The 26118-nt window shown below is 41.7% G+C and carries 25 protein-coding genes, 3 tRNA genes and 1 other RNA gene; 16 read left to right on the top strand and 13 right to left on the bottom strand.

Going from position 1 to position 26118, the window contains the following annotated elements; genetic code table 11:
* Positions 1-4: 4 nt before the first annotated feature.
* Positions 5-724 carry a ribose-5-phosphate isomerase RpiA gene (gene rpiA / locus Q0Q74_RS00450; RefSeq protein WP_294427453.1) on the bottom strand — a complete coding sequence of 240 codons (720 nt, stop codon included), beginning with the start codon at positions 722-724 and terminating at the stop codon, positions 5-7.
* 29 nt (positions 725-753) lie between these two features.
* Entirely contained in the window at positions 754-2244 is a 1491-nt protein-coding gene (locus Q0Q74_RS00455) for a type I 3-dehydroquinate dehydratase (RefSeq protein ID WP_294427455.1), read from the bottom strand.
* Positions 2245-2337: 93 nt separating this feature from the next.
* On the opposite strand from Q0Q74_RS00455, the gene hisD reads away from it, so the two are divergent.
* From hisD to Q0Q74_RS00475, 4 genes are read left to right on the top strand one after another with little or no spacing between them, the layout of a single operon-like run.
* Entirely contained in the window at positions 2338-3708 is a 1371-nt protein-coding gene (gene hisD / locus Q0Q74_RS00460) for a histidinol dehydrogenase (protein ID WP_294427456.1), read from the top strand.
* 48 nt (positions 3709-3756) lie between these two features.
* Positions 3757-4332 carry a peptide deformylase gene (gene def, locus Q0Q74_RS00465; RefSeq protein WP_294427458.1) on the top strand — a complete coding sequence of 192 codons (576 nt, stop codon included), beginning with the start codon at positions 3757-3759 and terminating at the stop codon, positions 4330-4332.
* Between the two features lie 10 nt (positions 4333-4342).
* Entirely contained in the window at positions 4343-4579 is a 237-nt protein-coding gene (locus Q0Q74_RS00470) for a NifU family protein (RefSeq protein WP_294427459.1), read from the top strand.
* Positions 4576-6429, top strand: a complete 1854-nt coding sequence (locus Q0Q74_RS00475) for a YgiQ family radical SAM protein (protein WP_294427462.1) — start codon at positions 4576-4578, stop codon at positions 6427-6429. Before Q0Q74_RS00470 ends, Q0Q74_RS00475 begins: the two co-directional genes overlap by 4 nt.
* Positions 6430-6471: 42 nt before the next feature.
* Here Q0Q74_RS00475 and Q0Q74_RS00480 read toward each other — a convergent pair whose 3' ends face one another.
* The gene (locus tag Q0Q74_RS00480; RefSeq protein ID WP_294427464.1) at positions 6472-6774 is read right to left on the bottom strand and encodes a helix-turn-helix domain-containing protein; all 303 of its coding nucleotides are present in this window, start codon (positions 6772-6774) and stop codon (positions 6472-6474) included.
* Positions 6775-6898: 124 nt separating this feature from the next.
* On the opposite strand from Q0Q74_RS00480, the gene Q0Q74_RS00485 reads away from it, so the two are divergent.
* The 4 genes from Q0Q74_RS00485 to Q0Q74_RS00500 all read left to right on the top strand — a co-directional run bounded on the left by Q0Q74_RS00485 (position 6899) and on the right by Q0Q74_RS00500 (position 9738).
* The gene (locus Q0Q74_RS00485) at positions 6899-7711 is read left to right on the top strand and encodes a hypothetical protein (RefSeq protein ID WP_294427466.1); all 813 of its coding nucleotides are present in this window, start codon (positions 6899-6901) and stop codon (positions 7709-7711) included.
* A gap of 238 nt (positions 7712-7949) precedes the next feature.
* Positions 7950-8726 (top strand): hypothetical protein, encoded by a 777-nt coding sequence (locus Q0Q74_RS00490; RefSeq protein WP_294427468.1) that lies wholly within the window; start codon positions 7950-7952, stop codon positions 8724-8726.
* Between the two features lie 180 nt (positions 8727-8906).
* On the top strand, positions 8907-9593 hold the full coding sequence (locus tag Q0Q74_RS00495) for a hypothetical protein (RefSeq protein WP_294427471.1): 687 nt from the start codon (positions 8907-8909) through the stop codon (positions 9591-9593).
* Entirely contained in the window at positions 9574-9738 is a 165-nt protein-coding gene (locus tag Q0Q74_RS00500; RefSeq protein WP_294427472.1) for a hypothetical protein, read from the top strand. Before Q0Q74_RS00495 ends, Q0Q74_RS00500 begins: the two co-directional genes overlap by 20 nt.
* Here Q0Q74_RS00500 and Q0Q74_RS00505 read toward each other — a convergent pair.
* Positions 9735-11108, bottom strand: a complete 1374-nt coding sequence (locus Q0Q74_RS00505) for an MATE family efflux transporter (RefSeq protein WP_294427474.1) — start codon at positions 11106-11108, stop codon at positions 9735-9737. The genes Q0Q74_RS00500 and Q0Q74_RS00505 overlap by 4 nt on opposite strands.
* A gap of 97 nt (positions 11109-11205) precedes the next feature.
* On the opposite strand from Q0Q74_RS00505, the gene Q0Q74_RS00510 reads away from it, so the two are divergent.
* The 3 genes from Q0Q74_RS00510 (at position 11206) to Q0Q74_RS00520 (ending at position 13708) form a co-directional block, all read left to right on the top strand.
* Positions 11206-12051 carry a YitT family protein gene (locus Q0Q74_RS00510; protein ID WP_294427476.1) on the top strand — a complete coding sequence of 282 codons (846 nt, stop codon included), beginning with the start codon at positions 11206-11208 and terminating at the stop codon, positions 12049-12051.
* Between the two features lie 92 nt (positions 12052-12143).
* Positions 12144-13004 (top strand): DUF4846 domain-containing protein, encoded by an 861-nt coding sequence (locus Q0Q74_RS00515; RefSeq protein ID WP_294427478.1) that lies wholly within the window; start codon positions 12144-12146, stop codon positions 13002-13004.
* Between the two features lie 5 nt (positions 13005-13009).
* A complete protein-coding gene (locus Q0Q74_RS00520; protein WP_294427479.1) occupies positions 13010-13708 on the top strand; it encodes an epoxyqueuosine reductase QueH in 699 nt (232 codons plus the stop codon).
* Positions 13709-13713: 5 nt separating this feature from the next.
* On the opposite strand, the gene Q0Q74_RS00525 is transcribed toward Q0Q74_RS00520, so the two are convergent.
* Positions 13714-15075: a PFL family protein gene (locus tag Q0Q74_RS00525; RefSeq protein WP_294427481.1), complete on the bottom strand. Its 1362-nt coding sequence runs from the start codon at positions 15073-15075 to the stop codon at positions 13714-13716.
* A 164-nt stretch (positions 15076-15239) separates the two neighbouring features.
* Between Q0Q74_RS00525 and Q0Q74_RS00530 the strand changes: the two genes are divergently transcribed.
* From Q0Q74_RS00530 to ffs, 3 genes are all read left to right on the top strand, one after another.
* A complete protein-coding gene (locus Q0Q74_RS00530; RefSeq protein ID WP_294427483.1) occupies positions 15240-15428 on the top strand; it encodes a hypothetical protein in 189 nt (62 codons plus the stop codon).
* Positions 15429-15542: 114 nt separating this feature from the next.
* A complete protein-coding gene (locus Q0Q74_RS00535) occupies positions 15543-16811 on the top strand; it encodes a M48 family metallopeptidase (protein ID WP_294427485.1) in 1269 nt (422 codons plus the stop codon).
* A 78-nt stretch (positions 16812-16889) separates the two neighbouring features.
* Positions 16890-16984: signal recognition particle sRNA small type (ffs, locus tag Q0Q74_RS00540), an RNA gene on the top strand.
* A gap of 57 nt (positions 16985-17041) precedes the next feature.
* On the opposite strand, the gene Q0Q74_RS00545 is transcribed toward ffs, so the two are convergent.
* From Q0Q74_RS00545 to Q0Q74_RS00565, 5 genes are all read right to left on the bottom strand, one after another.
* A complete protein-coding gene (locus tag Q0Q74_RS00545; protein WP_294427486.1) occupies positions 17042-17791 on the bottom strand; it encodes a DNA/RNA non-specific endonuclease in 750 nt (249 codons plus the stop codon).
* A gap of 177 nt (positions 17792-17968) precedes the next feature.
* Positions 17969-18043 (bottom strand) — tRNA-Arg (locus Q0Q74_RS00550).
* A 36-nt stretch (positions 18044-18079) separates the two neighbouring features.
* Positions 18080-18164: transfer RNA gene (locus Q0Q74_RS00555), tRNA-Ser, on the bottom strand.
* Positions 18165-18184: 20 nt separating this feature from the next.
* Positions 18185-18269, bottom strand: a tRNA-Ser gene (locus tag Q0Q74_RS00560).
* Positions 18270-18353: 84 nt separating this feature from the next.
* The gene (locus Q0Q74_RS00565) at positions 18354-20222 is read right to left on the bottom strand and encodes a diguanylate cyclase (RefSeq protein ID WP_294427488.1); all 1869 of its coding nucleotides are present in this window, start codon (positions 20220-20222) and stop codon (positions 18354-18356) included.
* A 297-nt stretch (positions 20223-20519) separates the two neighbouring features.
* Here Q0Q74_RS00565 and nrdD point away from each other — a divergent pair, with 297 nt between their 5' ends.
* Positions 20520-22697 (top strand): anaerobic ribonucleoside-triphosphate reductase, encoded by a 2178-nt coding sequence (gene nrdD / locus Q0Q74_RS00570; protein ID WP_294427490.1) that lies wholly within the window; start codon positions 20520-20522, stop codon positions 22695-22697.
* Position 22698: 1 nt separating this feature from the next.
* Positions 22699-23205 (top strand): anaerobic ribonucleoside-triphosphate reductase activating protein, encoded by a 507-nt coding sequence (gene nrdG, locus Q0Q74_RS00575; protein WP_294427492.1) that lies wholly within the window; start codon positions 22699-22701, stop codon positions 23203-23205.
* A gap of 52 nt (positions 23206-23257) precedes the next feature.
* Here the strand turns inward: nrdG and Q0Q74_RS00580 are convergent, their stop codons facing one another.
* The 3 genes from Q0Q74_RS00580 to Q0Q74_RS00590 all read right to left on the bottom strand — a co-directional run bounded on the left by Q0Q74_RS00580 (position 23258) and on the right by Q0Q74_RS00590 (position 26106).
* Entirely contained in the window at positions 23258-24814 is a 1557-nt protein-coding gene (locus tag Q0Q74_RS00580; RefSeq protein WP_294427494.1) for a phenylalanine--tRNA ligase subunit alpha, read from the bottom strand.
* Positions 24815-24967: 153 nt separating this feature from the next.
* Positions 24968-25363 carry a hypothetical protein gene (locus Q0Q74_RS00585; RefSeq protein ID WP_294427496.1) on the bottom strand — a complete coding sequence of 132 codons (396 nt, stop codon included), beginning with the start codon at positions 25361-25363 and terminating at the stop codon, positions 24968-24970.
* 98 nt (positions 25364-25461) lie between these two features.
* Entirely contained in the window at positions 25462-26106 is a 645-nt protein-coding gene (locus Q0Q74_RS00590; protein WP_294427498.1) for a hypothetical protein, read from the bottom strand.
* Positions 26107-26118: the final 12 nt, after the last annotated feature.

Genomic DNA, 26118 nt, shown 5'->3' on the forward strand with positions numbered 1-26118 from the left:
CTGTTTATCTGATTTCGACTGTTCCGTCACCATGAGCGATGAAAGCCGTGGGGCGGAGCCTTGTGAAGAATCCTACTTCAACAACGCCAGTGATTTTAGCGATTTTGTCTTCCATTTCGACCGGGTTGACCGGCTTTTCCCAGGTGCAGTCAAGGATTTGATTTCCGTTGTCAGTGATTACGGGGCCGCATTTTCGCACGCCTTCACGAAGGACGCATTTTGCACCGATTTTATTGAGTTCTTTTTCAACGGCACGCCTTGCACCACCGATGATTTCAACCGGGAGCGGGAATTTTGTTCCCAAATCTGGCACTGATTTTGATTCATCGGCTACGACAGCAAATGCCTTTGAGTTGTAAGCAACGATTTTTTCGAGGAGAAGAGCCGCACCGCCGCCTTTAACGAGATTGTTTTGTGGGTCAATTTCGTCAGCACCGTCAATAGCAAGATCAAGTTCTCCATCGATTACGCGGTCATTGAGCGTGTAAACAGGAATTCCCAAATCCTTGCAGTAATTTTCGGTCTGGAAGCTTGTGACAACTGCCTTGATATCATGAAGGGTTCCGTCTTCGATTCGTTCAGAAAGGCGTTTTACGGCAGGAAGTGCCGTGCTGCCTGTTCCCAATCCGATTTTCATGCCTGAGAAGATTTTGCCTTGCTCAATCAGTGTGTCGATTGCGGTTTTTGCCGCAAGAACCTTCTGTTCATCCTTAGAAATTGCCATAAATTCCTCGCTTGTGCTAAGTTTTGTATTTATTTTGCTGACATAAACAATTTGAACTGTTCGTCAGCCTGATATTTAAGCATTGTGTAGCCGTTATTTACCTTGCAGCCGGCTTTTTTTGCGCGGGCCATAATCGGTGTGACTTCCGGCTCGTAAACGATGTCATAAATCATTTCTGTGCCAGCAAAGTCGTAGAACCAGAGCGGGTCGTTCTTTTCGTTTGAAGGCTCTGTGCTTCCCATGCCCTTTGATGTAGTCTGAATTATGATATCCTTGTATTTTTTGAGCGTGGTTATTGATTCAGGACCGAGCGGAGCGTATTCAAATCCGTATTTTTTGCCGAGAACGCGTGCTTTTGCAATGGTTCTGTTGAAAATACATGCTTTTCCGCCCAATTTTTTGACGGCGTAAGCGATTGCCTTTGCAGCACCACCTGCCCCGATGATTGCAACATGCTTTTTCTTGAGATTTTTTTCGCCCGTGAATTCGAGAACTGCTTTTGTGAAACCAATGCAGTCCGTATTGTAGCCGAGCCACACACCGCTTTCATTTATGACAGTATTACACGCCCCGATTTCATCAACCTTTTTTTCTACGGTAAACAGATTTTTAATGATTTCTTCTTTGTGTGGAATAGTGACGGAAAAACCTTTGATTCCAAGCTCATGTGCGAATTCGAAGGCTTCAGTTGCTTTTTCTGCCCTGAACGGAATGTAAACCGCGTTCATGCCTTCTTGCTTGAATCCTGCATTGTGAAGTTTAGGGCTTGAAGTGTATTTTAACGGCCATCCTGTGATTCCGAAGATTTTAGTCTCATCGTTAATGGCATGGAAATTGTATGTTTCTTCAAGAGTTTGCGGATCAATCTGACCAATATCCGAAAGAAGCAAATCAGGGTCTGCCGGAGAAGTGTAGCTCAGATAAGAATGGAATTTTTGCGCCAGAATTCGTGATGGAAGACCGAGCTGACCCATTGCCACAACAATCTGCTCAGAATTCTTGAATTTTTGCATTTCTTTGTACATTTTTGTGACATCATCGAGAGTGTGCGGCATGAAAGCAATTTTTGGAATCTCGAAGCGTGAACTCTGCATTGAACGGAGTTTTTCAGCAAAATTCTCGATTGGATTCTTCATGTCATGGAACGAACGGATGATTTTTGTGCCGTAAGCCATGGCCGCATCCTGAAGGCTTGAAATATGAAAATCTTCTTCAAAATCGACATAAGCGAAATTCTTTTTGCTGTCTTCGCTTGCATAAGCCAGAGCGCGTGCAAAAAGCATGGAACGGGCAGCTTCACCCTCAGAGAATTTTCCGCCGTCAACTGTTCGTCTGATTGTTAAAATGCAGGGAATTTTTGCAAGGGCCGGAAAATCGCGGATATTGAGCCTTTCGTCATCTTCAAGAAGGTCAACGCGCAGTTCAACTAAATCGATATATGGACGGTATTTATCAACAAGAGCTAAATCTTTTTCGATGGTGTCAGCCGTAAGGCAAAGGCAAATCAAAGGTTTCGACATATCTTAATAATATCTATAATCAAATCCTCAATCAACTGTTTTTACCGCCACATTTCTATAGTAAAAATTCGTAAAATCCATTATATTAATTCCATGATAAGAATACAAAAATACGCAGAAATAGAGCCTGATTTTTTTGATGGCCGTGATTTCGGCGGTTCTATTGATATTGTAAAAGATGTTCTTTCCGATGTAAAAAAACGTGGTGATGAAGCGCTTGCTGAATATGGTGCAAAATTTGATGTTTCAGCTCCGTCTTCACTCGAAATCCCTCAGGAAGAACTGAAGGCCGCTGCCGAAAAAATGCAGCGTGAAAATCCTGATTTATACAAATCACTTCAATACAGTCATGATTTGGCATTGCGCTTTGCCAAAAAACAGCGGGAATCTTTCGATGATTTTGAAGTCGAACTTGAACCGGGCGTGTTCACTGGTCAGAAAAACATTCCTGTTGACCGTGCCGGCGTTTATGTTCCTGCAGGCCGGTTCCCGCTCGTTTCTACTGTTGTCATGACAATTACTCCGGCAGTAGCGGCTGGTGTCAAAGAAGTCATTTTGTGCACGCCTCCACGCGTTCATCCAAGTGACCTTGCCGCTGCCCAAAAAGCTGGCACTGGTGTTCCCGGCAAACCTTTTGTCGGAGGCAAGCCTTATGCAGACGAAAATATCATGGCGGCAGCATATATTTGTGGCGTAACAAAGGCATTCGCTTGCGGAGGCTCACAGGCAATCGGTGCAATGGCTTTTGGCACAAAATCTGTTCCACGCACAGATGTAATCGTTGGGCCTGGCAATAAATTCGTCGCTGAGGCAAAAAAACTTGTTTACGGCACGGTCGGAATCGACATGATTGCCGGTCCAACAGAAGTTTTCATCATTGCCGACAAGGCAGCTCATCCTGCATGGGTTGCCGCAGACCTTCTTGCACAGGCAGAGCATGATGTCGTTGCCCAGCCGGTTCTTGCAACTGATTCAGAAGAACTTGCAAAAGCGGTCGCTTCAGAAATCGAAAAGCAGCTTGAAACTCTCGAAACAAAGGCCACCGCAGAACAGAGCATCAAAAATTGTGGAAGAATCATCATTTGCGAAAATCTGGAACAGGCGGCAGAAGCGGCAAACAGAAAGGCTCCTGAGCATCTTGAACTTGCAATGGATGAAGGGCCTGCTCGTGACAAGATTGCCTCGCTCGTTCACAATTACGGTTCGCTGTTCATCGGTCACGGAAGTGCAGAAGTTTTCGGTGATTATGCAGCAGGTTTGAATCACACTTTGCCTACAAGTGGAAGTGCACGATTCACCGGCGGATTGAGCGTCCGTGTGTTCTTAAAGACTGTCACTACGCTGCGGGCAATTCCTGGCTCAAAAGGTGCTGTAGCTTCGGCAGAGGCTTCGGGATTTTTGGGAGATGCTGAAGGTCTGGCAGGTCATGCAAGGGCGGCCCGAATAAGACTCGGCAAAAATTAAGTTTGAATTGGTCAGCGTTGACCAAGTATTTGATTGTTGGAGAATTAAATGAAAATTTACAAATTAGGCGAAGAAGTATTAAGGAAGAAATGTGTTCCAGTTGAGCCGGAAGAAATTAATGATTCACTCCGCGAAACATTCAATGAAATGTTCGAGACCATGATTGAAGCTGATGGAGTTGGTCTTGCAGCTCCTCAGGTCGGTATTTCAAAACGATATTTCGTGATTATTTCAGACGATGATATTCGAAGAGTTTTTATCAATCCGCAGATTATCGGAACAAGTGCTGATTTGTGCGATTATGATGAAGGATGCCTTTCACTTCCAGGTTTCAATGAAACAATCAAACGGCCTTCAAAGGTTACGGTTCAGGCATTAAACGAGTTCGGAAAGCCGTTCACCCTTAATGCAGAAGGCTTGCTTGCACGAATCATTCAACACGAATATGATCATCTTGAAGGAATCGTGTACATCGATCGTGGCGATCCTCAATATGCCGCAAAAGTCACAGAGCAGATGAAAAAACGGCAGGAACGAGCTGCCAAAAAAGAAGCAGAGAAGGCAAGAAAAGCCGCAAGCATAGCAGCAAAACTTGCCGCAAAGCAAGCAAAAAAATCACAATAGGAGTAAAACTATGACAAAAGAACAGGAAGCTACCGTAATGGAAGCACTTGATATGTTCCGCCCTCAGTTACAGGCAGACGGCGGTGATATGGAATTCGTTTCAATCGACGAGCAGAACCGCGTACACTTGCGCCTCACAGGAGCATGTGGCTCTTGCCCGATGGCACTTATGACCCTCAAAATGGGCGTAGAGCGTTACCTCAAAGACGCATGCCCAGAAGTTTCTGAGGTCGTTCAGGAACAGTGAGCCTTTTTCTTCCAGTTTCAAAACAAGACCTTCTCGACCGTGGCATAGACGAGCCTGACTTTGTTTTTGTGTCAGGTGACGCTTATGTTGACCATGCTTCTTTTGCCTCGGCTCTTCTGGGGCGGCTTCTCGAAGCGAACGGCTACAGCGTGGCGATTCTGCCTCAGCCGGACTGGAAGAATGTCGAAGAATTCCGCAAGTTCGGGCGCCCAAAGCTTGGATTTCTGGTGAGTGCTGGAGCCATGGACAGCATGGTCTCAAACTATACCGCCAACAACAAGCCCCGGAGCGAAGACGTTTATGCTCACGGCGGAGTCGCGGGCCACAGGCCGGACAGGGCTTTAATCACTTACATTTCAAAAATCCGTGAAGCCTACAAGGGCGTGAATATCCTTATCGGCGGAATTGAGGCAAGCTTGCGCCGCACGAGCCACTACGATTACTGGTCAAACACCGTGCGCCGTTCGATTCTCCTTGATTCAAAGGCTGATTTGCTCATGTACGGCATGGGCGAACATTCTATCCTCGAAATAGCCGCAAAACTCCGTGAAGGAATCCCTGCCAAAGCTATCCGTGGTGTGCGCGGAACTGTCTGGTACACGAGCAAGGCCGAAGAATTGCCGGAACATGTAAGCTGGAACGAGCGCAATCAGAATAACGCCGCAATCATGCTCCCTTCTTACGCCGAAATTGCCAAAAACACGCCGGAATGCAAGAGGCTCTTTGCCGAAAGCTATCTCGTTCAGGAGCAGAACACCGATGCGATTAACGGCCATCTTCTGATTGAGCCGGTTGATGCCCGCTTTATTGTGCAGGAGCCGGCCGCCCTCCCCCTCACCACACAAGAATTCGATGCGATTTACGAGCTTCCTTTTACACGAAGATGGCACCCCATGTACGACTCTCCTGCCGAAAACGGAAAGACAGGCATTCCCGCGCTCTCCGAAGTTCAGTTCAGTCTCGTAAGCTCACGCGGATGCTTTGGAGCCTGTTCATTCTGTGCGATTACCTTTCATCAGGGCCGGCGCATTCAGGCACGGAGCCACGAAAGCCTCATTAAAGAAGCAAAAATCATCACCGAAAACCCGGATTTTAAGGGCTACATTCACGATGTCGGTGGCCCCACGGCAAATTTCCGCCACGATGCGTGCCGCTTCCAAAAAGACCGTGGAGCCTGCCCGAACAAAGACTGCATGGGAACCAATCCATGCAAAAACGTGAATGTCGATCACACGGAATACGTCGAGCTTTTGCGAAAATTGCGCGCGCTTCCAAAAGTCAAAAAAGTCTTTATCCGCTCTGGAATCCGATTTGACTATCTGATGATGGACAAGGACAAAACTTTCTTCAAGGAACTGGTGGAGCATCACATTTCAGGCCAGCTCAAAGTCGCGCCTGAACACGTGTCAAACAAACTTCTCCGCCTCATGCGAAAGAGCAGCCACGAGCTTTACGAAGAATTTGCCGAAGAGTATGCCGAATGGAACAAAAAACTCGGCAAAAAACAGTATCTCGTGCCCTATTACATCTGCTCGCACCCGGGAGCAGGCCTTGCCGAAGCAATTGAAGTCGCACTTTATCTCAAAAAGACAGGCTTCGTCCCAGACCAGGTTCAGGACTTCTACCCTACTCCGGGAAGCCTTTCAACCTGCATGTACTGGACAGGCCTCAACCCGCGTAACCGCCTTGAAAACGGCGAATTTGAAGAAGTCTACGTAGCCCGTGGAGCACACGAACGCCGCTTACAGCGCGCGCTCCTGCAATTCAACCGCCGCGAAAACTGGCCTTTAGTAAAAGAAGCCCTGGAAAAGGCCGGAAGAAGGGATTTGATTAAAGTGCTGATGAAGTAAAATTTATTATTTGTAGGTTTATATTTTTGAACTTTTAACTAACTACTCTGCTTTATCAAACACAGCGTTCACAGACTGCAATACACTTTCAATTACTTCCGATCGTAAATTTTCTAAATTGTGAAACTCGAAGCCACCCTTATCAAATAAATCCAAAGAATCAACATTAAGTGCCGCTGCAATCTGACGAAGCATCGGTAGTGATGGAAAATATCTGCCATTTTCAATCATAGCAATGTAATTTGCAGAGGCTTTTGCTTCTTCTGCAAGTTTTTCCTGAGAAAAATGTAATTGTTTTCGATATCGTTTCATATTGCTCGCAAGACAAGCCTGTATCTTATCCATAAATTTTATAATTCACAGTGATATAAATTATTTTTCTATAAATATTGCTTATTTACTATTAAGTATTGCGGATATAAACTTATATATATAAGCAATGCTTATAATATTCTTACTAGGCGAAGGAATGACAATGTTTTCAAAATTCCGAATATTCTCTCACCTTGAAACCTACAAAAAAGCTGTTTTGAAAACCAAAGCTAAAGGAAATTTCAGAAGTCAAGACTATTCGCATATTCTCCCAAAAGATGAAATCGAGAAAAATCTCTTACAAACAGATTTCAAAGAAAAACTGCACGCGACATTTTCTGAACTGAAATCAAAAAATCAGATTCATCGGTATTTTCACCACCTTAATTCTTCACAAGCATTTGCACTAAATCTTTTTGTTCCAGTAATGGAAGGAGAGTTGTATCAAGATTTTCTTGAAAAGGAAATTGGTAATGTTTCAAAAGCGGAATTTGAACATATTGAAGAAAATTCGTTCGAGAAGAATGAAAATCGAAAGACAAATTTTGATTTTTATATTTGTGCGGATAAAAAGAATTATTTTTTTGAAGTGAAATACACAGAAGATTCGTTTGGTAAAGCAAAAAATGATACTAGTCACCAAGAAAAATACAATAGAACTTATAAAGCAGAATTAGAAAAAATCTGTTCCAAAAATATCGATGAAAAACGATTTCTAAAAGAATACCAATTGTGGCGAAACCTATGTCATGTTCAGTATGGTGAAGTCTATTTTGTTTTTCCCTCGTTTCGCTCTGACCTCAAGGCAAAAGTTGAAGAAGCGAAATCCCTATTAAAGACCGAACATCAAGATTCGGTTCATGTTTTGGAAATTGATGATTTCGTAAAACGAATGACTGGCAGTAATAGTGAAAAAATTTCTGCACATTATAAGGAATTCAAGAAGAAATATCTTGATTTTTTAGTGTAGCGAGATTTTGAAAAAGATTTTATGTTTTGGAGTTACCATAATTGCCTTTTTATTAACAAGTTGTATAACAGGTGCGGCCTTGGTTGGAAAATCTTCTGGAGTTACACAGGAAGTATGGCTATAGCGTAATGAGGAGTCCTTTAGCAAATGGGCAGATATAAAATGGACGACCGTAACTTCGTATTCAGATTTATTTGAGTGGGGGGCCAGAAAGGCACTAGCACCGCTTCCTTCAGAAATGGTGACAATTCAGTTTAGCTCTGGTCGATTTCCATCTGCTAGTTTAACAAGAAGCAATCCTGAGCAATTTCCTAACAAAGAGGGCTGGGAAAGTTTTGAGTGGAAATTTCCACAACTGGTTGGCAAAGAAAAATGGGCAAAAGGTTATGAATCACAATTAGAAAAATCGCCAGATATACAGAAAAAATTTTCTGAATTAAAAGATAAATACAAGGATATATCTAAGTATGACTATGTTGTTGAAGTTCAGTTCGATGCAAGCGACATTGAATTTAAAAAGAATGAATATTCAGATTCAAGTTCTTTTTATAATGAGATTTGGTATGAAGCTTATATTCCAGAAGGCAAAGTAAAAAATATAAAAGTTTATGAATGGTCTTTACCAAATGAAGTTCCTGTTATTTTAAATGGGAAAGAAGTAGGAAAACGTAAAATTTCCAATAACAACACTTTTGCAGCATCTTTTGAATGTACAAAAATGAAGGATGTCATTGATGGATTTAAATTCAATGGATATACAGGAAGAGCAGTACTAGTTCTCCCTTTACAAGTAACCCGCGTTGGCGACCATTATTCTTGTGAGGGGTATGAGTTCTGGTGTGACTATGATAGTCTTGTTCAAGGTGGACACATTCAAACAAAAGTCACATATGAGTATGCAACAGTATTTAGCAGAGAGCGTACTTGGATAAAAACATTCTTTTGTTTTGAGTTTGATGAAAAATCCGGTACTTACAGATTAGAATTACATAGAGGAGATGATATATTTTACTAATATTTCATAGATATCCCGCATTGCCCGATTTTTCGCCAGTGCGGGATTTTATTTATAAAAAAAGTGTTCTTTCTATTCTACAATTCCAAAGAAAAACTAAACCAATAAAGATTATAGTATTAACTTGACATTTATAATTAAATTATTGTATAGTAAATACAAATTGGAGGTCAGAATTTTATGAACAGCAAAGTGTTTGACTATGCAAAAGAACGCTATGATTGGGAACATAGCCGAAAAAATGAGCTTAACAACATAATTTCTATTCCTTTAGGCTTGCTTTCTTTAATTTTTGGATGTATTGCATATTTCTTTTCAAATTTACCGGAAAATAATTCTTTGCCACTTTTTATCCTTTTTTGGGCATGCCTCATAATATCTTGTTTTGGATTTGGTTTTTGTATTTTTCTTTTTTATTCTCATCAAACTGGTTATACTTATATTTATACCGCAAATCCGAAAGATTTCTATGATTTTGAACAAACCTATATCAAAAATTTCAATGATGCAAATGTTCCTGTAAACCAAGATTTAATTAACGAAAAAGTAGATGAAATCTTATATACACAATATATCGAATCTACAAATAAAAATATAAATAATAATGAACAAAAAATAAAATATTATCGTTTTTTGATAATTACAATAATGGTAACGATTGTTTTTTTACTTGGAAGTTTCATATGTAAAATGTTTTTGCCAAATAAATTGACTGAACCTCTTTCTGTAAAAACTATAAATCCTATTGAAATAAAAGCTGATGAAGAACTTTCTATAAAAGTAAGCAAGCCATTGAAAATAGAAACAGATAAGGCTATCATTATAAATGAGTTAAAGGAGAATGAAAATGAACAATCCACAGAATAATGACAAAACAAAAATTACTGCCAAAGATGTAAAAGTTCCGCCAGCTCCAAAAATGCAGTATGTTACAGAAAGTTATAATCCAAGCGAATTGCTAAATCTAAAGCAGATGGTAAATTTTTCAAAAAGCGGTACAAAAAAAACTTAATATCTCGTTACGTTTCTAAGCCACTTACCCGACTTAACCCGCCAGATTCCGCACAGAGTCTTTAAAATCTGCTCGGTTTCCAAGCAAAGCATTATTGTCCATGCAGGGCTTTGCCACATGAAGGTTGCCAGACAGGCAAGCGGGATTGCAATCAGCCACATCCAGCCGTTGTCTATCAGTGAGGCAAAGATTGTGTCGCCGCCCGCACGGCAAATTCCTACGATAATCAGCATGTTAAAGGCCCGGCTCGGATACATGCACATCAAAACGAGCATCATCGACTGAGAAATTGCGATAATATGTGGCTCTACATTGAAAATGAATGGCAAAAGTCTTGAAAGCGGGAACAAAAGAAGGCCGATAATCGCGCCCATGAGCGGCATGAACCAGCAGAATCGGTGCGCGTAGGCCCTTGCGCCTTCTTCGTCCTTTGCGCCGATTTTTTTGCCGAGAATGATTGATGCCGCGCTTCCCATTCCGATGAAAAAGACCCAGGTGAGCTGGTTCACGGTGTTCATGATGCTGAACGCCGCAAAAGAATCTGTGCCTGAGTGCGAGAAAATTGAATTCTGCGTGGTGATTCCCAGTCCCCATAAAGATTCGGAAAGCAAAACCGGGATTCCGACTTTGACAAGTTTGAGCAAAAACGCCCGGTCGAAGCCCAAAAGCTCGCGGATTTTGCCCATTGCCTCGTATTTTTTAACGCTCGCAACTACAATCGTGATTATCATTTCTATTGCGCGGGAAATTACCGTTGCCAGAGCCGCGCCTCGAACGCCCATCCGCGGGATTGAAAGCGGAGCAAAGCCGAAAATCAAAAGATAATTGAGGGAAATGTTCGTTACAAAGGAAATTGCGGTCGTTACCATGGGCAGGATGACCCGCTCAGTGCTTCTGAATGTCATCTGGCACGAAAAACAAATCGCGAACAATGGATAACAGAGCGAAACAAGTCTGAGATACTGAACGCCCTCGTTTATTACGGCCTCGTCGTTTGTGTAAAGACGGAGAATCTTCTCTGGAATCAGCGTACCGCCCGCCAGAAAAATCAGCGAAAAGCCGAAGCAAAGCGTGAGCATGATGCCAAAAGTCTTTCGGATTCCCTTAAAATCCTGCGCTCCCCAGAACTGCGAGATAAAAATTGCACAGCCCGAAGAAACGCCGAATGTGACCATGTTGAGCAGGAAGAAAATCTGATTTCCCAGACCGACGCTCGCAATCGCCACCGAACCAAGCCGCCCGACCATGATTGTATCCATCATGTTTACGAAAGTCTGCAAAAGATTCTGCAGGATTATTGGAATGGCGATTGAGAAAAGTGTTTTATAGAAGCCTTTTAGATGAGGAGAATTCCTGTTGAGTGAAAGCATTGGATGAGTATAGCAGAATTCATTTTATCTGCCCATATAACAATTTTAATTGCTGAAAGTGAAAGCAGGGTTTAGAATCAGAATATAAGGTGATTATATGAAACTTTTTTTACGCTTTCTGCTTGTGACGGCGGGTGCCTTGCTTATGGCAGTCAATTTAAACACTTTCGTTCACTCGGCTCACTTGCTTCCAGGCGGATTCACGGGAATTACACTTCTTCTTCAAGAGATTTTCTCGCACTTTCTTAAAATCAATGTTCCTTTTGCTTTGTTTTATTGGATTTTAAACATAATTCCTGCTGCAATCTGTTTTAAGTATGTTGGCAGGAATTTTACAATGCTTTCACTCTGGATGATTGTTGCGTCTGGTATTTTTACGGATTTCATTCCGGGGCTTGATGTGACTGATGATGTCCTTTTGTGTACGATTTTTGGCGGAATCCTTAACGGCATAGCAATCAGTTTGAGCCTTTTGGCGGGAGCAACAAGCGGTGGTACGGACTTCATTTCAATTTATGTCTCCGAAAAAACTGGCCGCAGCATCTGGTATCATATCTTTGCCGGAAATGTCGTGATTCTTGCGATTTTCGGTCTTCTTTTCGGCTGGTCTCGTGCGCTTTATTCAATAATCTTTCAATATGCAAGCACGCAGGTTTTGAATACCCTTTACAAGCGCTATCAAAAATCCACGCTCTTCATAATTTCTGATAAAACTGATGAGCTGATTATAACAATCCGCGAAACGACCGGTCATGACGCGACTCTATTCACCGGAAAAGGCTGTTACAAAGGGGCAGAGCGAAAAATGCTCTACACAGTGATTTCAAGCGATGAGGAAGAAAAACTTATCCGTTCAATCAAGAAGATTGACCCTCTGGCCTTTGTGAATATCATGCAGACGAAAATGCTCAAAGGCACTTTCATCATGAAAAAACAGGATTAAAATCATGTTGCAGCTCGTGTTCAGTGACGGATTTTTCACAGCAGATTCTTCAAAATTTGACTTTTTCTTTATCGCACGACATACTTTTAGACATGAAGAAAATCTTTCTCGCAGCTTCCTTGATTCTCTTTCCGATTTTTGCACATGCTGATTCGTTTTATCCGCTTACAGCCACCACAAACGAAGGAATGACACTCGAAGAAAGAATCGCCGTACCTGTAGATTTTGTGAGAGTCAAAGCCGAAAAAGGCAGTTTTGCTGAATATATACGAAAATACCCTCTAAAAGAGGCAGAAAGTCCTGTTCTCCTGTACGATGGCCGCAAAAAGCTCAATCAGGAAGCTCATGTGGCAGTTTTTTCACTTCCGCTTCATAACAATGAATTTCAGACGGCATCAGGTTCAATTATAAGACTGTACGCTGAATATATGCGAAAAGCTGGACTTGATAAAAAAATCGCATTTCATCTTGCTAACGGCACTGTATCCAGGTGGACGGACTGGCTTGAGCGATTCTCCACAAGGCGGAATTTTCGGACGAAACTGGCCGGAAATCTAAAAAAATGGACTGAATATGAAAATCGGCCGAACGAAGATGAAATCTTTGAAAACTATTTAAAAAGCATCCTTTCGAATACTAATGTCCTTTCGGTTCAAATTTATGAATCTGAGCCGATTTCATTTAAAAAGCTCAAAATCGGTGATGTCCTTTGGGACTTGGGAAATCCTGAGCATCTTTGTCTTGTCGTTGACCTTTGCGTTAATCCCGAAACTGGAGAAAAAGCGGTTCTTCTTGCACAAGGCGGCTCACCGGCGCAGGACTTTCTTGTTCTAAAAAATCTAAAACGGATTAACAATCCATGGTATCACGAAAATGATTTCATACTTCCGCTTAGAACTCCTGAACATACCTTTCCCAATGAAAGCTGGCGGCATCTGAAATATCTGGACTAAAACTTATGACAACTCAAAAAATCAACTATCAAAAAGAACTGGAAAAAATCATCTCTCAAATAGAAGCTGAAAGAAGTTCGAATCCTGATTTCAAAAAGCCGACTTTGCTTCTTCATGCCTGCTGCGGGCCGTGTTCGTCTTATGTTATCGAATATCTTTCTCAAATTTTCGACATCACGATTTACTATTACAATCCGAATATTCATCCCAAAGAAGAATATTTCCGCCGTCTTGAAGAATTGAAAAAATTCCTTACAGAATTTCCAGATGCGTTAAAAAATAGCGTAAAACTCGTGGTTGATGATTACAATCCGGAAGATTATTTTGAAGCGACAAATGTACACACAGAAGTTGAATTGCAGAATGAGCCAGAAAAGGGAGAACGGTGCCGAAGATGCTACAAATTCCGCATGAAAAAAGCGTTCATCTATGCCTGTCAGAATGATTTTGACTGGTTCACTACAACTTTGAGCATAAGTCCGCACAAAGACAGTGAAAAAATAAATGTGATTGGAAGAGAACTTGAAGAAAATAAAAAAGTGCTTGTTGAATTGGAAGAAACTTTATCTTCTTTGCAGCATACAAAGTTTCTTCCTTCAGATTTTAAAAAGAAGGGCGGATTTTTACGCAGCACGCAATTGAGCGAAGAATATGGCTTGTGGCGCCAGGACTATTGCGGCTGCGTGTTTTCTATGCGTAAATAAAACGCTTAGTTTCTGAAGCTGTGGATTGGTGCAGGGATTCGACCGCCACGGTTGATGAAGTCTGCACAGCTGAATTTGCTTACCGGCATTACAGGGCATCCACCGAGCAATCCGCCGAACTCAATCCAGTCGCCAGCTTTTTTGCCAGGAGCCGGAATCAAGCGGACTGCGGTTGTCTTGTTGTTGACCATACCGATTGCAAATTCGTCTGCCATGATGCCTGAGATTGTTGTGGCCGGTGTGTCGCCAGGGATTGCAATCATGTCCAAACCGACTGAACAAACTGTTGTCATAGCTTCGAGTTTTTCGAGGCAGATTGAGCCTTGTTTGACTGCGTTAATCATGCCTTCGTCTTCAGAAACCGGAATGAATGCGCCAGAAAGACCGCCGACGCTTGTTGAAGCCATTACGCCGCCTTTTTTGACCATATCTGTGAGCATAGCGAGTGCCGCTGTTGTTCCAGGGCATCCAGCTCCTTCAAGACCAATTTCTTCGAGGATTCGTGCAACTGAATCACCGACGGCTGGAGTTGGGGCAAGTGAAAGGTCAAGGATACCGAAGTTTACGCCCAAGCGATTTGCGGCCTCTGTTCCGACAAGCTGACCCAAGCGGGTGATTTTGAATGCCATCTTTTTGATGCCTTCTGCAAGCTCGTTAATCGGGCGGCCTTTGTATTCGCGGACTGCGGCAAGGATTACGCCAGGACCAGAAACACCGACATTGATTACGCTGTCAGCTTCGCCAGGTCCGTGGAATGCGCCTGCCATGAAAGGATTGTCCTCAGGTGCGTTACAGAATACGACGAGCTTTGAGCAGCCGTTTACTGCACAGTGCGCACTTGCTTCGGAAGTCTTTTTGATTGTCTCGCCCATGAGTTTTACGGCGTCCATGTTGATTCCAGATTTTGTTGAACCGACATTTACGCTTGAACAGACGAATTCAGTAGTGGCAAGTGCTTCTGGAATTGAATCAATCAAAATGCGGTCAGCAGGAGTGATTCCTTTTTGAACGAGGGCAGAAAAGCCGCCGATGAAGTTGATTCCAAGTTCGTGAGCACATTTATCGAGGGTTTTGCAATATTCGACATAAGATTTTGCTTCGCTGGCACCTGCGACAAGTGCAATCGGAGTGACAGAAATACGCTTGTTGATGATTGGAACACCAAGTTCTTTTTCAATATCCTGTCCGACTTTAACAAGGTTTCCGGCTTTGCGCATGATTTTATCGTAAATCCTCTGGTTAGCCTTTTTTGAATCAGAATCGGCACAATCCAAAAGGGAAATTCCCATTGTTATACAGCGCACATCAAGTTTGTGACGCAAAAACATATTTACAGTTTCTTGAATTTCAACAGGTGTAAATAACATATCATTCTCCAGATGTTTTCGTAATTGCCAGTTTGGAAAGCAATTATGCTTATCATATTATAAAATCGCTTAAAGTTCAAATAGATGTCGGTTTATGTCATGGACGGCAGAAAAATCAACCTTTAATATATTACTGACTAAATTCCAACATAAAGAGGTTTATTATGGCTGCAAATACACTTCAGAAAAATTCTTCTCGTTTTGATTCTCTTCCAATTGCTGTTCAGATGCTGATTGGAATCGCTCTCCTTTTGCTCATTGCAGTGGTAGGGTTTGCGGTTTTCTTCGCACTCGACATCCTTCTTCTTGATTTTGATCCAATCGGTAAACTTGCAAGCTTGATTTTCGGCTAATAACATAGGAGGGGAACTCTTTCCCCTCGTTCCAGAAAAGATAATCCTCATTGCCGGCGTGTCAGTGCTGGCTCATTGCTGAAAGCACAATTAAGTGTTACTATCTCTTCCATAATGGATTTATCTAATATTTTCGTATTGATTTTTTTGGCTGGCACTGCTTTCAGCTTTGTCATGGATATGATTCTGGAGCGTGTTGATTTTTCTTTCCGCAAAAAGCATGGCCGTGAAATCCCCGAAATTCTGACTGGTCATGTTGATTTTGAAACTCTCGATAAAACATGCCTTTATGAAGATGCAAAATATCATCTCTGGATTCCAAGTGCTATCCTAGAATTGCTTTTGACTCTCTATCTGGTTTTTTGCGATTTTTATCCTGCTCTCTTTGAGCGAATCTGGACATGGACAGATAATTCATTCTTTGTTGCCATGATTTTCCTTGTTTTGGGCGGAATTCCTGGTGCTCTTCTTTCCCTTCCATTTGCACTTTATTCAGAATTCGGTATCGAAAAACGCTTCGGTTTCAGCAATATGACTTTCGGAATGTGGATTTCCGACGAAATCAAAGGCTTCCTCGTCAATATAGTGATTTTTGCGCCGCTCCTTCTCGTAATGACAGGGCTTTTTAAGTACGCTTCTGCCTGGTGGTGGATTCTTCTTGGCTGTGTATATTTTATTTTTTCGCTGTCAATTTCTATTATATATCCAATTTTCATTGCCCCGATTTTCAATAAATTCACTCCACTTGAAGATGGTGAACTTAAAACTCGCCTTGAAGAGCTGCTCGAAAAATGCGGATTTAAGGCCAGCGGTCTTTTTGTAATGGATGCCTCTCGCCGTTCTGGTCATTCAAATGCTTATTTTACAGGCTTCGGAAAATCAAAAAGGGTAGTTCTTTATGATACATTGATTGAACAGCTGACGATTGATGAAATTGAAGCGGTTCTTGGCCATGAGCTTGGACATTATAAGCACCATCACATTCTTAAAAGAATGCTGATTATGATTCCTGCCGTGTTTGCCGTGCTTTTTGTTGTGAGCTTTTTAGTCAAACTTCCTTCCCTTTATACAGGATTTGGATTTAACTTTATTGAAGAAACTGTTCCTTATCAGATGATGTTCATCGGAATCTTTTTGATGAGCCTTGTTTTTGGTGAATGGGGAACTCTTTTGAGTCCGATTATGAACACTTTAAGCAGGCATGATGAATTTCAGGCTGACGCTTTCGCAAAAAATATCTGCGGTACAGGAACGCATCTTTGTACAGCATTGGTTAAGCTCAATAAAGAAAATTTAAGCGAAATTCAAGTGCCAAAGATTTACAGTGTATTCAATTATAATCATCCACCGCTTTTAGAGCGAATTTCTGCTTTAAAAGATTAATATTGCAAAATCTGTCAGGGAATACAGTGGAGTCTCTCTCTTGATTTGAACTGCATTTTCTGATATAGTCTTTTTGTTGGTCAGGCGCCAGCAAATCCTTTCTTCAAAACCGAGTCAGGGCGGAAGCAGCAGCTCTATGATGTAAAGGATTGTGCATGGTCTCCCTGACCTTTTTTTATGCCAAAAAAAAGCACTGATTTAGCTTTTTGTAGCCAATCAGTGCTTTGTAGTTAGCGTGCTTTCTTTTCAAGATACTTCATTTTATCCTGCCGGAAGAATGCGTCTATCTCACGCGAAAAGAAATCTATGTTTGTTTCGGCTTCGAGCTGGTAAAGGTTGTAAGAGAATTCTTCCAAATCACAACCACGCTCATAATCGGTAGGAATTCGGTTCGGAATGCAGTAGCACTTATAAACAGCACGGTCTCCATCAAAGTAAAGGATGATGCGGTAAAAGTGCGTAGGAACCGCAAGTTTATTATTGTGCATGTATTTTACTTTGAGCATTTCTTTTTCGAAGATTGGACCGGAATATACATAGCTTCTTCCGTATTGTGTAGTGAGCTCTTCAAAAGATTTGGTAATTCTGTCCCAAACGGATTCTTTGAGCTGCTTATGCATAAAAAGAACATTTGACAGAAAGAAAGCTGAATCCTGAGCCGTGTAGTCGTTAAGTGCGTGACTTTTTGGATAAAGCTGAACGGCTTCAAGCTTGATGCTCGTAAGATCTTTTGGTGTGATTCTATAACCTTTTACACGAGTGTCGATTTTCCATTCATCTTTTTCTGAAGGAAGACCAGCCATCATCGGTGGAGTAAGTTCGTGCATTTCCCAGACAGGAAGGCCATAATTCTCTGCAAATCCGAGTTCATAAGTTGTATTTTGGATTGTATAGGCATTTTTTCCATTTGCGACAGGTGCCACAACAGGCTCTGCAAACAAAGGACATACAAGCAATAACGAAAAGATGAGCTTTTTCATAAAACAGACCTCTTATCCGTATTTTAGCATATTTTTGGAATTATTTGAAGAAAATTTTATTGATTTTATAAAAATTATCTGTAAAACATTTGCTGAAAAGAATGGCGTGTAAATACAGGAATGATTTGAAATTGAAAAGGGCAAAAAAAAAGGTCAGAACTCACTGACCTTAAATCGTGAGACTGACACGATTCGAACGTGCGACCTCCACCTCCGCAGGGTGGCGCTCTAATCCAACTGAGCTACAATCTCAGAATGAACAACACTTTGGAAGAGTGATGTTTTTAACGGAAGCGACAGGAGTTGAACCTGCCCACCCCTTACGGAAGTGACGGATTAGCAATCCGTTGTATTACCGCTCTACCACGCTTCCAATCTGCAATCATAAAAAAACGGAGCGAGAGGGATTTGAACCCCCGATACCTTGCGGTATGCCGGTTTTCAAGACCGGTGCATTCAGCCTCTCTGCCATCGCTCCATGAATGATGCTTAGATACTATATTACTTTTTCATCATTTGTGTCAATAGTTTTTCAAAAAAATAATCAAATTTTTCAATTTTTTTATTCATTATAGAATCTGAATCCGTTTTTGCCTGAATTTTTGACATTATACAAAGCTTTATCAGCGTTTTTGAATATTTCTTCGTATGAATGGCCGTGTTCCGGGAAAATGGCAATACCAATACTTGCGCTGACGCTGACCGTCGTTTTTTCGTCAAAATAATCTTCGCGCAGGAAGGTGCACATATTCTGGGCTTTTTCCTTGATGATTCGTGTTATTGTCTCCTCGTCAAGGTTGTTCCTGAATCTGAGCAGGATACAGAACTCGTCTCCACCAAATCGACTTATTAAATCTTTTTCGGAGAAGATGAGGGAGAGTTTTTTGGCTGTGTCTGTGATTGCCATGTCACCAATAAGATGACCGAGTGTGTCATTTACCTTCTTGAAATTGTCCAAGTCTACGATAAAGAGGGCACATCTGCGGCCGAGCAAATTTGTTTTGAGGAATTGCTTGATACGCTGCTCCATCGCGGTTTTGTTTAAAAGCCCTGTAAGCTTGTCCACTTCGGCGATTGATTTTAATTCCTGCTCGTGAAGAACCTGAGAATTTACATTTGTGATTGTTCCTATGGCTTTTCTTCTTTTTTCTTCGTCTTCTTTGATTAAGGTGCCTGAAATTTTAAGCCAAATGTACTCATTTTTGAAAGTCTTGTAGCGGAATTCACCGGAGTAGGTTCCTTTGCCTTTTTCCATTGCTGCACGGAAGTCTTTCATTATTGAAGCGTCATCCGGGTGAATACGCTTGAAATATTCGTTTCTGATAAAATCCATCGGGAAATTTTTTCTTTCAGTGTTGAGTATGAAATGGGTGTCGCCGGAGAACACAATTTCCTGTTTTTGTATGTCCTGTTCAAAAATCAATGTCTGATTTTGGCTGTTCGCAATCGTAAGTCTTTCGTTGTCTTTTTCTATTGATGAGGCCATTCTGAAAAGCGTGTAGACTACGCAGATAAACATGATGACCGTGAAAATAATGATTCCGAGAATTGCGTAAACCAAAATTGAAATGGTGAACTGCTGTTTAAGGATATAAGAATATGGAACAACGGAAATGATGTACCAGTTATTGATTCCTAGCGGCATATATGAAAAAAGCTTGTGTACGCCGTCACTGTCGCAGGTCATGAAACTTGAGCGGTTTTTAATCATGTCGGAGCGCATTTTATTGATTAGCGTGTCAGGGTTGTTTTTGACGCTGTTTTTGACGAGATCGAAGAGATTTATATTGTAGAGATTTCGTTTTTTGTCGCGGTTACAAAGAATTACATTTCCATCGATGGCGACGATGTACATGTAGCTGTCGCCAGAAAACAGAGAAATTGTGAACAGGTCTTTTAGAACACTGTAAGACAAAGTTCCGGTAATTAAGGCTTCTACGGACTTTTTGCGTTTTATGGGGTAGGTTAGTGTCAAAATTGGTTCAAGGTTCTCATCGACTTCAATTCGGTTTGAAACTTGCGGATTTCCGGTTTTGAATGTGTCGTAGAAGTAAGGTTTGTTGTATATGTTTGAGAGAGTTTGTCCGGTGTAATTGAAGCAGTCGCCGTCTTCGTTTGCCACGGCGATTTTTTTGAAATCACCGATGCCTTTCGTTGAAGATATTGCTTTTTTAAGGGCAGCATTGTCTTTTAAATCGACATTTTCAAAATAGCGTGCTTGACTTTCGAGCATGTTAAGTTGGTCGAAAAACTTTGACTGCAAGGACTGTGTATAAATCGCCTGGATGTCGGTAATATTGTTGATTGACATGTCGGTAAGTATGGAAGAAATTCTTTTTCTGAAGATGAAGAGCGATACACTTACCAGGGCCACAAGAATTATTATAGATATTGCCAGAAAATAATTTCGGACATTTTTCTTTACTCGCATAAATTCTATATTACATCTGAAATTTCAATCAGTCAAAATAATTTTTGCTTCTTAAATTTTTCTTAAGCGTGGCGAACTGAAAAAATATTTTTTGAGACATTTTCGGTTTTTCTTTCAAAATCTGATTGACATAAAATGAATGACAATCTATCATCTTGTAAATCAGCGGAGAAAACACTATAGATAGTGTCTTTTTGGCCAATAATGGGGTCTAGAGACACTACAGAAAATTTAAAAAATGTCAAGCGTTTTTTCGCAAAAAAATAAAAAATGTCTTACGTTGGAGGGTAAAAGGGCATGAAGATTATTAAACGCAACGGTGAAGAAGTCGTATTTGACATCAATAAAATCATTACGGCAATTTCAAAAGCGAACAATGAAGTTCCACCGTCGGAGCAGCTTGCAGGTACAACAATTTCAAGCATCGCGGACAATATCGAAAAACAGTGCGCTGCCGAAAATCACGAGATGAATGTCGAGGCTATTCAGGATTTAGTCGAAAAGGCAATCATGAAGGCAGGTGCTTTTGATATTGCAAAAAAATACATCACTTACCGATACCAGCACCAGCTCATGCGTCGTGCCAATTCCACAGACTCTCAGATTCTCTCTCTTCTCGAATGTAACAACGAAGAGGTCAAACAGGAAAATTCCAACAAAAACTCGACGGTTGTTTCTGTTCAGCGTGATTATATGGCTGGCGAAGTTTCCAAGGATATCACAAAGCGCTTCCTTCTTGATGAAGACATCGTAAAGGCTCATGAAGAGGGAATCCTTCATTTCCATGACGCTGACTATTTTGCTCAGCACATGCACAACTGTGATCTCGTAAATCTCGAAGATATGCTTCAGAACGGTACTGTCATTTCAGGAACCAAAATCGACACTCCGCACTCATTTTCAACAGCCTGTAACATTGCCACACAAATCATTGCGCAAGTTGCTTCTTCTCAGTACGGCGGCCAGTCAATTTCACTTGCACACCTTGCTCCGTTCGTAGATGTGAGCCGCAAAAAATTCCAGCGAGAGACAATGCGCGTTGAGGAGCAGACAGGCGTAAAATTCACAGACGAGCAGTTCAACAAAATCGTCGAAATGCGAATCCGTGACGAAATTACTCGCGGTGTTCAGACAATTCAGTATCAGGTTGTCACCCTCATGACAACCAACGGTCAGTCTCCGTTCATCACAGTCTTCATGTACCTCAATGAGGCCAAAAATGAGCAGGAAAAGGCAGACCTCGCAATGATTATCGAAGAAATGCTCAAGCAGCGATATCAGGGCGTTAAAAACGAAAAAGGCTTCTGGGTCACACCTGCATTCCCGAAACTCATTTACGTTCTCGAACCGGACAACATCGAACCAGGCTCAAAATATTATTCACTCACGGAACTTGCCGCAAAATGTACGGCACGCCGTCTGGTTCCGGATTACATTTCCGAAAAGAAGATGCTCGAACTCAAAGTCGATGCAAACGGCAAAGGAAACTGTTATCCTTGCATGGGCTGTCGCTCATTCCTCACACCATATCTCGACGAGCATGGCAAACCAAAATATTACGGCCGCTTCAATCAGGGCGTTGTAACTATCAACCTTGTTGATGTTGCATGTTCTTCAAATCGTGATTACAAAGCTTTCTGGGAAATCTTTGATGAGCGTCTTGAACTCTGTCACAAAGCTCTCTTGCGTCGTCATCAGCGTCTTTTGGGTACTCCAAGTGATGTCGCTCCAATTCTTTGGCAGCACGGTGCACTTGCCCGTCTCGAAAAAGGTGAAAAGATTGACAAACTTCTTTTTGGCGGATATTCAACAATTTCTCTCGGCTATGCCGGATTGTGCGAGTGTGTTCGTTTCATGACTGGAAAACCTCACACTGACCCAAGTGCTACTCCTTTTGCAATCGAAATCATGAAGCACTTGAACGAAAAATGTGCTGAATGGCGTGAAGCTTCAAACATTGCGTTCTCGCTTTACGGTACACCGCTTGAGTCAACAACTTACAAATTCGCTAAATGTCTTAAAAAGCGTTTTGGTGAAATTGAAGGTGTTACAGATAAAAACTACATTACAAACAGCTACCATGTTCATGTTACAGAACCGATGGACGCATTTACAAAACTCAGCTTTGAAAGTCAGTTCCAGGAGCTTTCTCCGGGCGGTGCTGTAAGCTATGTTGAGGTTCCAAATATGGAAAGCAACATTCCTGCTGTCATGACGCTTCTCAAACACATCTACGAGAACATCATGTATGCAGAGCTTAACACCAAATCTGACTGCTGCCAGAAATGTGGCTATACAGGTGAAATTCAAATCGTAACTGATAGCGACAATAAACTCATCTGGCAGTGTCCAAACTGCGGTAACAAAGACCAGGCAACAATGAATGTCGCACGACGCACTTGCGGCTATATCGGCACTCAGTACTGGAATCAGGGCCGCACTCAGGAAATCAAAGAGAGGGTGTTGCATTTGTAGTATGAACTACGGAGTCATCAAAAAAATCGATATTGCGGACGGCTTGGGCGTAAGGGTTTCGCTCTTTGTTTCAGGCTGTCGCAATCACTGTAAAGGTTGTCATAATCAAATTACATGGGATTTCAACTTCGGAAAGCCTTTCACAAAGGAAACCGAAGATGAAATAATTGAGGCACTTAAACCGGCTCATATTGCAGGTCTTACCGTCTTGGGAGGAGAACCTTTTGAAGAAGAAAATCAAGAGGTTCTTGCACCGTTTCTGGAGCGTGTTAAAAAAGAGCTGCCAGAAAAAAACATCTGGTGTTATACGGGATATCTTTACGATAAAGATTTGCTCCCGCAGGACGGAAGAAAGCACACTCCGTTTACAAACAGGATGCTTGCCTGCATAAATGTTTTGATTGATGGACCATTTGTTGAAAGTCTTAAAGACCTCACGCTAAACTTCCGTGGGTCAAGAAATCAAAGAATAATTGATTTGGAACATAATTGTTTGATGAAGTTATAATAAAAAAGCTGTTTGCACTTTCTGTGAAGGTTGCAAACAGCTTTTTTTATCTCTAGAATTTTGCTTTTCTTAATCGAACTTCTTCGATGTTTTCACTGAACAGTTCGCGGAGGTCGTTCAAGCCGAGTGCCATGAGAGCCATTCGGTCGATACCCATACCCCAGGCGAGGACAGGAACATCTACGCCCATTGATTTTGTAACTTCTGGTCGGAAAATACCTGCACCGCCAAGCTCGAACCAGCCCAAAACAGGGTGTTTGATATGAACTTCGACAGACGGTTCTGTGAACGGGAAGTAGCCAGGAACATATTTAACTTCTGTTGCACCAGCAATTTCCTTTGCAAACATCTCAAGGAAGCCGAGCAAGGTGCGCAAGTTTACATCATCGCCCAAAACGATACCTTCTGTCTGATAGAAGTCGCTGAGGTGTGTGGCATCAACTTTGTCGTAGCGGAAACATCGTGCGATACCGAAGTATTTGCCCGGAATTTCTGCCTTGTGGAGCTGATGTGCTGAAAGGACTGTGCCCTGTGAGCGCAAAACCAAGCGGCGTGTGAATTCGTGGTCAAATTCATAATTCCAACCACGGCTTCCTGTGTTGCCACCGTTTTTATGTGTGTTTGCTACATTTGAAAGCCACGGCTCTTCGATTTCTTTTGCGTGAGTCGGGTTTTTGATTCGGTAAACATCGTGAATGTCGCGTGCGGCGTGGAACTGTGGCATGAAGAGTGCATCACCGTTCCAGAATTCTGTTTCTACGAGCGGACCGTCAAATTCCTGAAAACCGAGAGAGCAGAGCTTGTCTTTTACATGCTCCAGGAACTGAACATAAGGATTGGTGCGGCCCGGAATAATTCGTGCCGGCGGAATAGCGATATTGTAGCCGCGGAATGTGCCGTTTTTCCATTCGCCAGATGAAAGCATCTGCGGAGTGACAGCGCCAAGCTCATTACCAGTGATTCCGGCATTTTTAAGAGCGTTAACTACATCGGCCGCTTCAGGATTTAATTTATAGACGATTGTTTCGCGCTCAATGATTTTGAAAGGAGAATCTGCAGCTCCTCGTTTTTTAGCATAATTTGCGATGACTTTCTGTTCTTCGGCATTCAAAGAAGCGTGATCGAGCTGACCGTTTTCGGCTTTTGCGGCACGCTCAAAAAGTTCCGTTGCGATTTTTATGTTGGCAGGAATTTCACTGCCAGAATATTCTGCTTTTTTCTCGGCATTCATTTTGAGGACGCCGGCTTTTGAGAGGGCACCAAAAGCAGAGCCTACATCTTTCTGTTCAAGATTTGTTCCTGCTGCGATTTCAGGCAGGAGTTTTGCACCGTTTTCTTTGACAAAATTGATAATCCGCACTTCCGGGATGCCGTCTTTTGCGTAAGTTCTTCCCAAGTCGGTAATTTCATAGAATGTGTGCGGTGTTTTGCTTACGACTGAAAGTAATTCTTTTCCACCAAGCCAGCTGAATGCCTGATTTGTGTGACCTTCTTTATAGTCCAGCTCTTTCTGAAGTCTTTCTGATGTTAATTCGTCTTTGCTTGTATAGTTTAACAGAACTTTGATTTCAAGCGGGTGAAGGTTTTTTACGATGTTTTGAATGTCCATTTTTAATTCCAAAATTTTAATAAATTTAGTTATCTATAATAAAAAATTGCCACACTAATTCGTTATTCCTACGGAATTCCAGTTACAGTCTGCAGCTGGATTTTTGCGTAGCAAAATCGAATCCGTGTGGCAACCTTAAAATATTAACCTGCATTATCGGTTAAATTTAACATAAGACTGATAAGTTGCCCATTTCATGTTTTTATCGTCTTTGAAGTATTTAACTGAATCTTTGCGCAGATATTTGTAGCTGAAATACTGATTCTCTTTCTGGAAGTCCTGAAGGCAGGCAAGAACTGTATTCATTGCTTCGCCCTGATCGTAGGTGACGGCAACACAAGTGTAGTAAATATGAACTTCATCTGTGAGCGGTGTGTATTCAATAAGAACTTTTGCTGTCTTATTTGTTGTGTGCTGATCTTCAGGAACGATTGAACGAGTAGACACATCAACAAAGTTTGGATTCTTCTGAAGTTCTTCCAATTCATCTGCAAAAGTGACCCCTGCAAAGCAGAAGAGTGCTGCTATTACGGCTAGAATCTTTTTCATAACATTCCCCCTATTTTACGCTGCATAAAAGCAGTGCTTCAAATGTTATATACAAATGAAACTTAAGACTAAGTAAAAAGTTACAAATAAGTAAAATCTTAAAAAGTCTTATACTCTAGTATTCTATCAGTTTCCATAAAAAAATCAAGCGTAACTTTGTATCTGCCGCTTTTCAGACCAATTTTTGGCGGTTCATACATGAATACTGTTCCGCTGATTTCCTTTGGTTTTGATTTAATCCATTTGCGTTCGTAGCTGCGGACTGCATTTTTTAGAGCCTCGCTGCAAGCTTCCTTGATTCCGTCAAAGCCCTTTGCATAATTCGCATAGCCTTCACCCTTAATCTTTGCCTGAAGAATCGACTGCCATCCTTTGAAAATATGAATCTGCTCGTCTGAACGGCGGTATTCGACCCAGCAGTTAAGAATTGAATCTTCAATCCATGGTTTTGCGTATTGAATCGAGTTGATTTCGCTTTCAGAAAATTCAGTAACGGGCGAAAATTCAAAATATTCGGAAACGCCGCGTGCCTTATCGTAAGGAACATAAACAAATTTCCAGCCATAAACCATTCCGGAAAGTATAAAAGGCGAAATATCACGGATTTTTTTTATTGGAGTGGCAAATGAATCTTTATTAAGACTTTCAACGCCGGGGTAAGCTTCCATTGAAGCCCAGAGAGAAAAACGAACCATTCGTTCCTGGGAAACATCCTGTGCAAAAATCGGGAGAATCAGAATCATTAAATAGAGAAA

The sequence above is a fragment of the uncultured Treponema sp. genome (genome assembly GCF_946187725.1).
Lineage (GTDB): Bacteria > Spirochaetota > Spirochaetia > Treponematales > Treponemataceae > Treponema_D.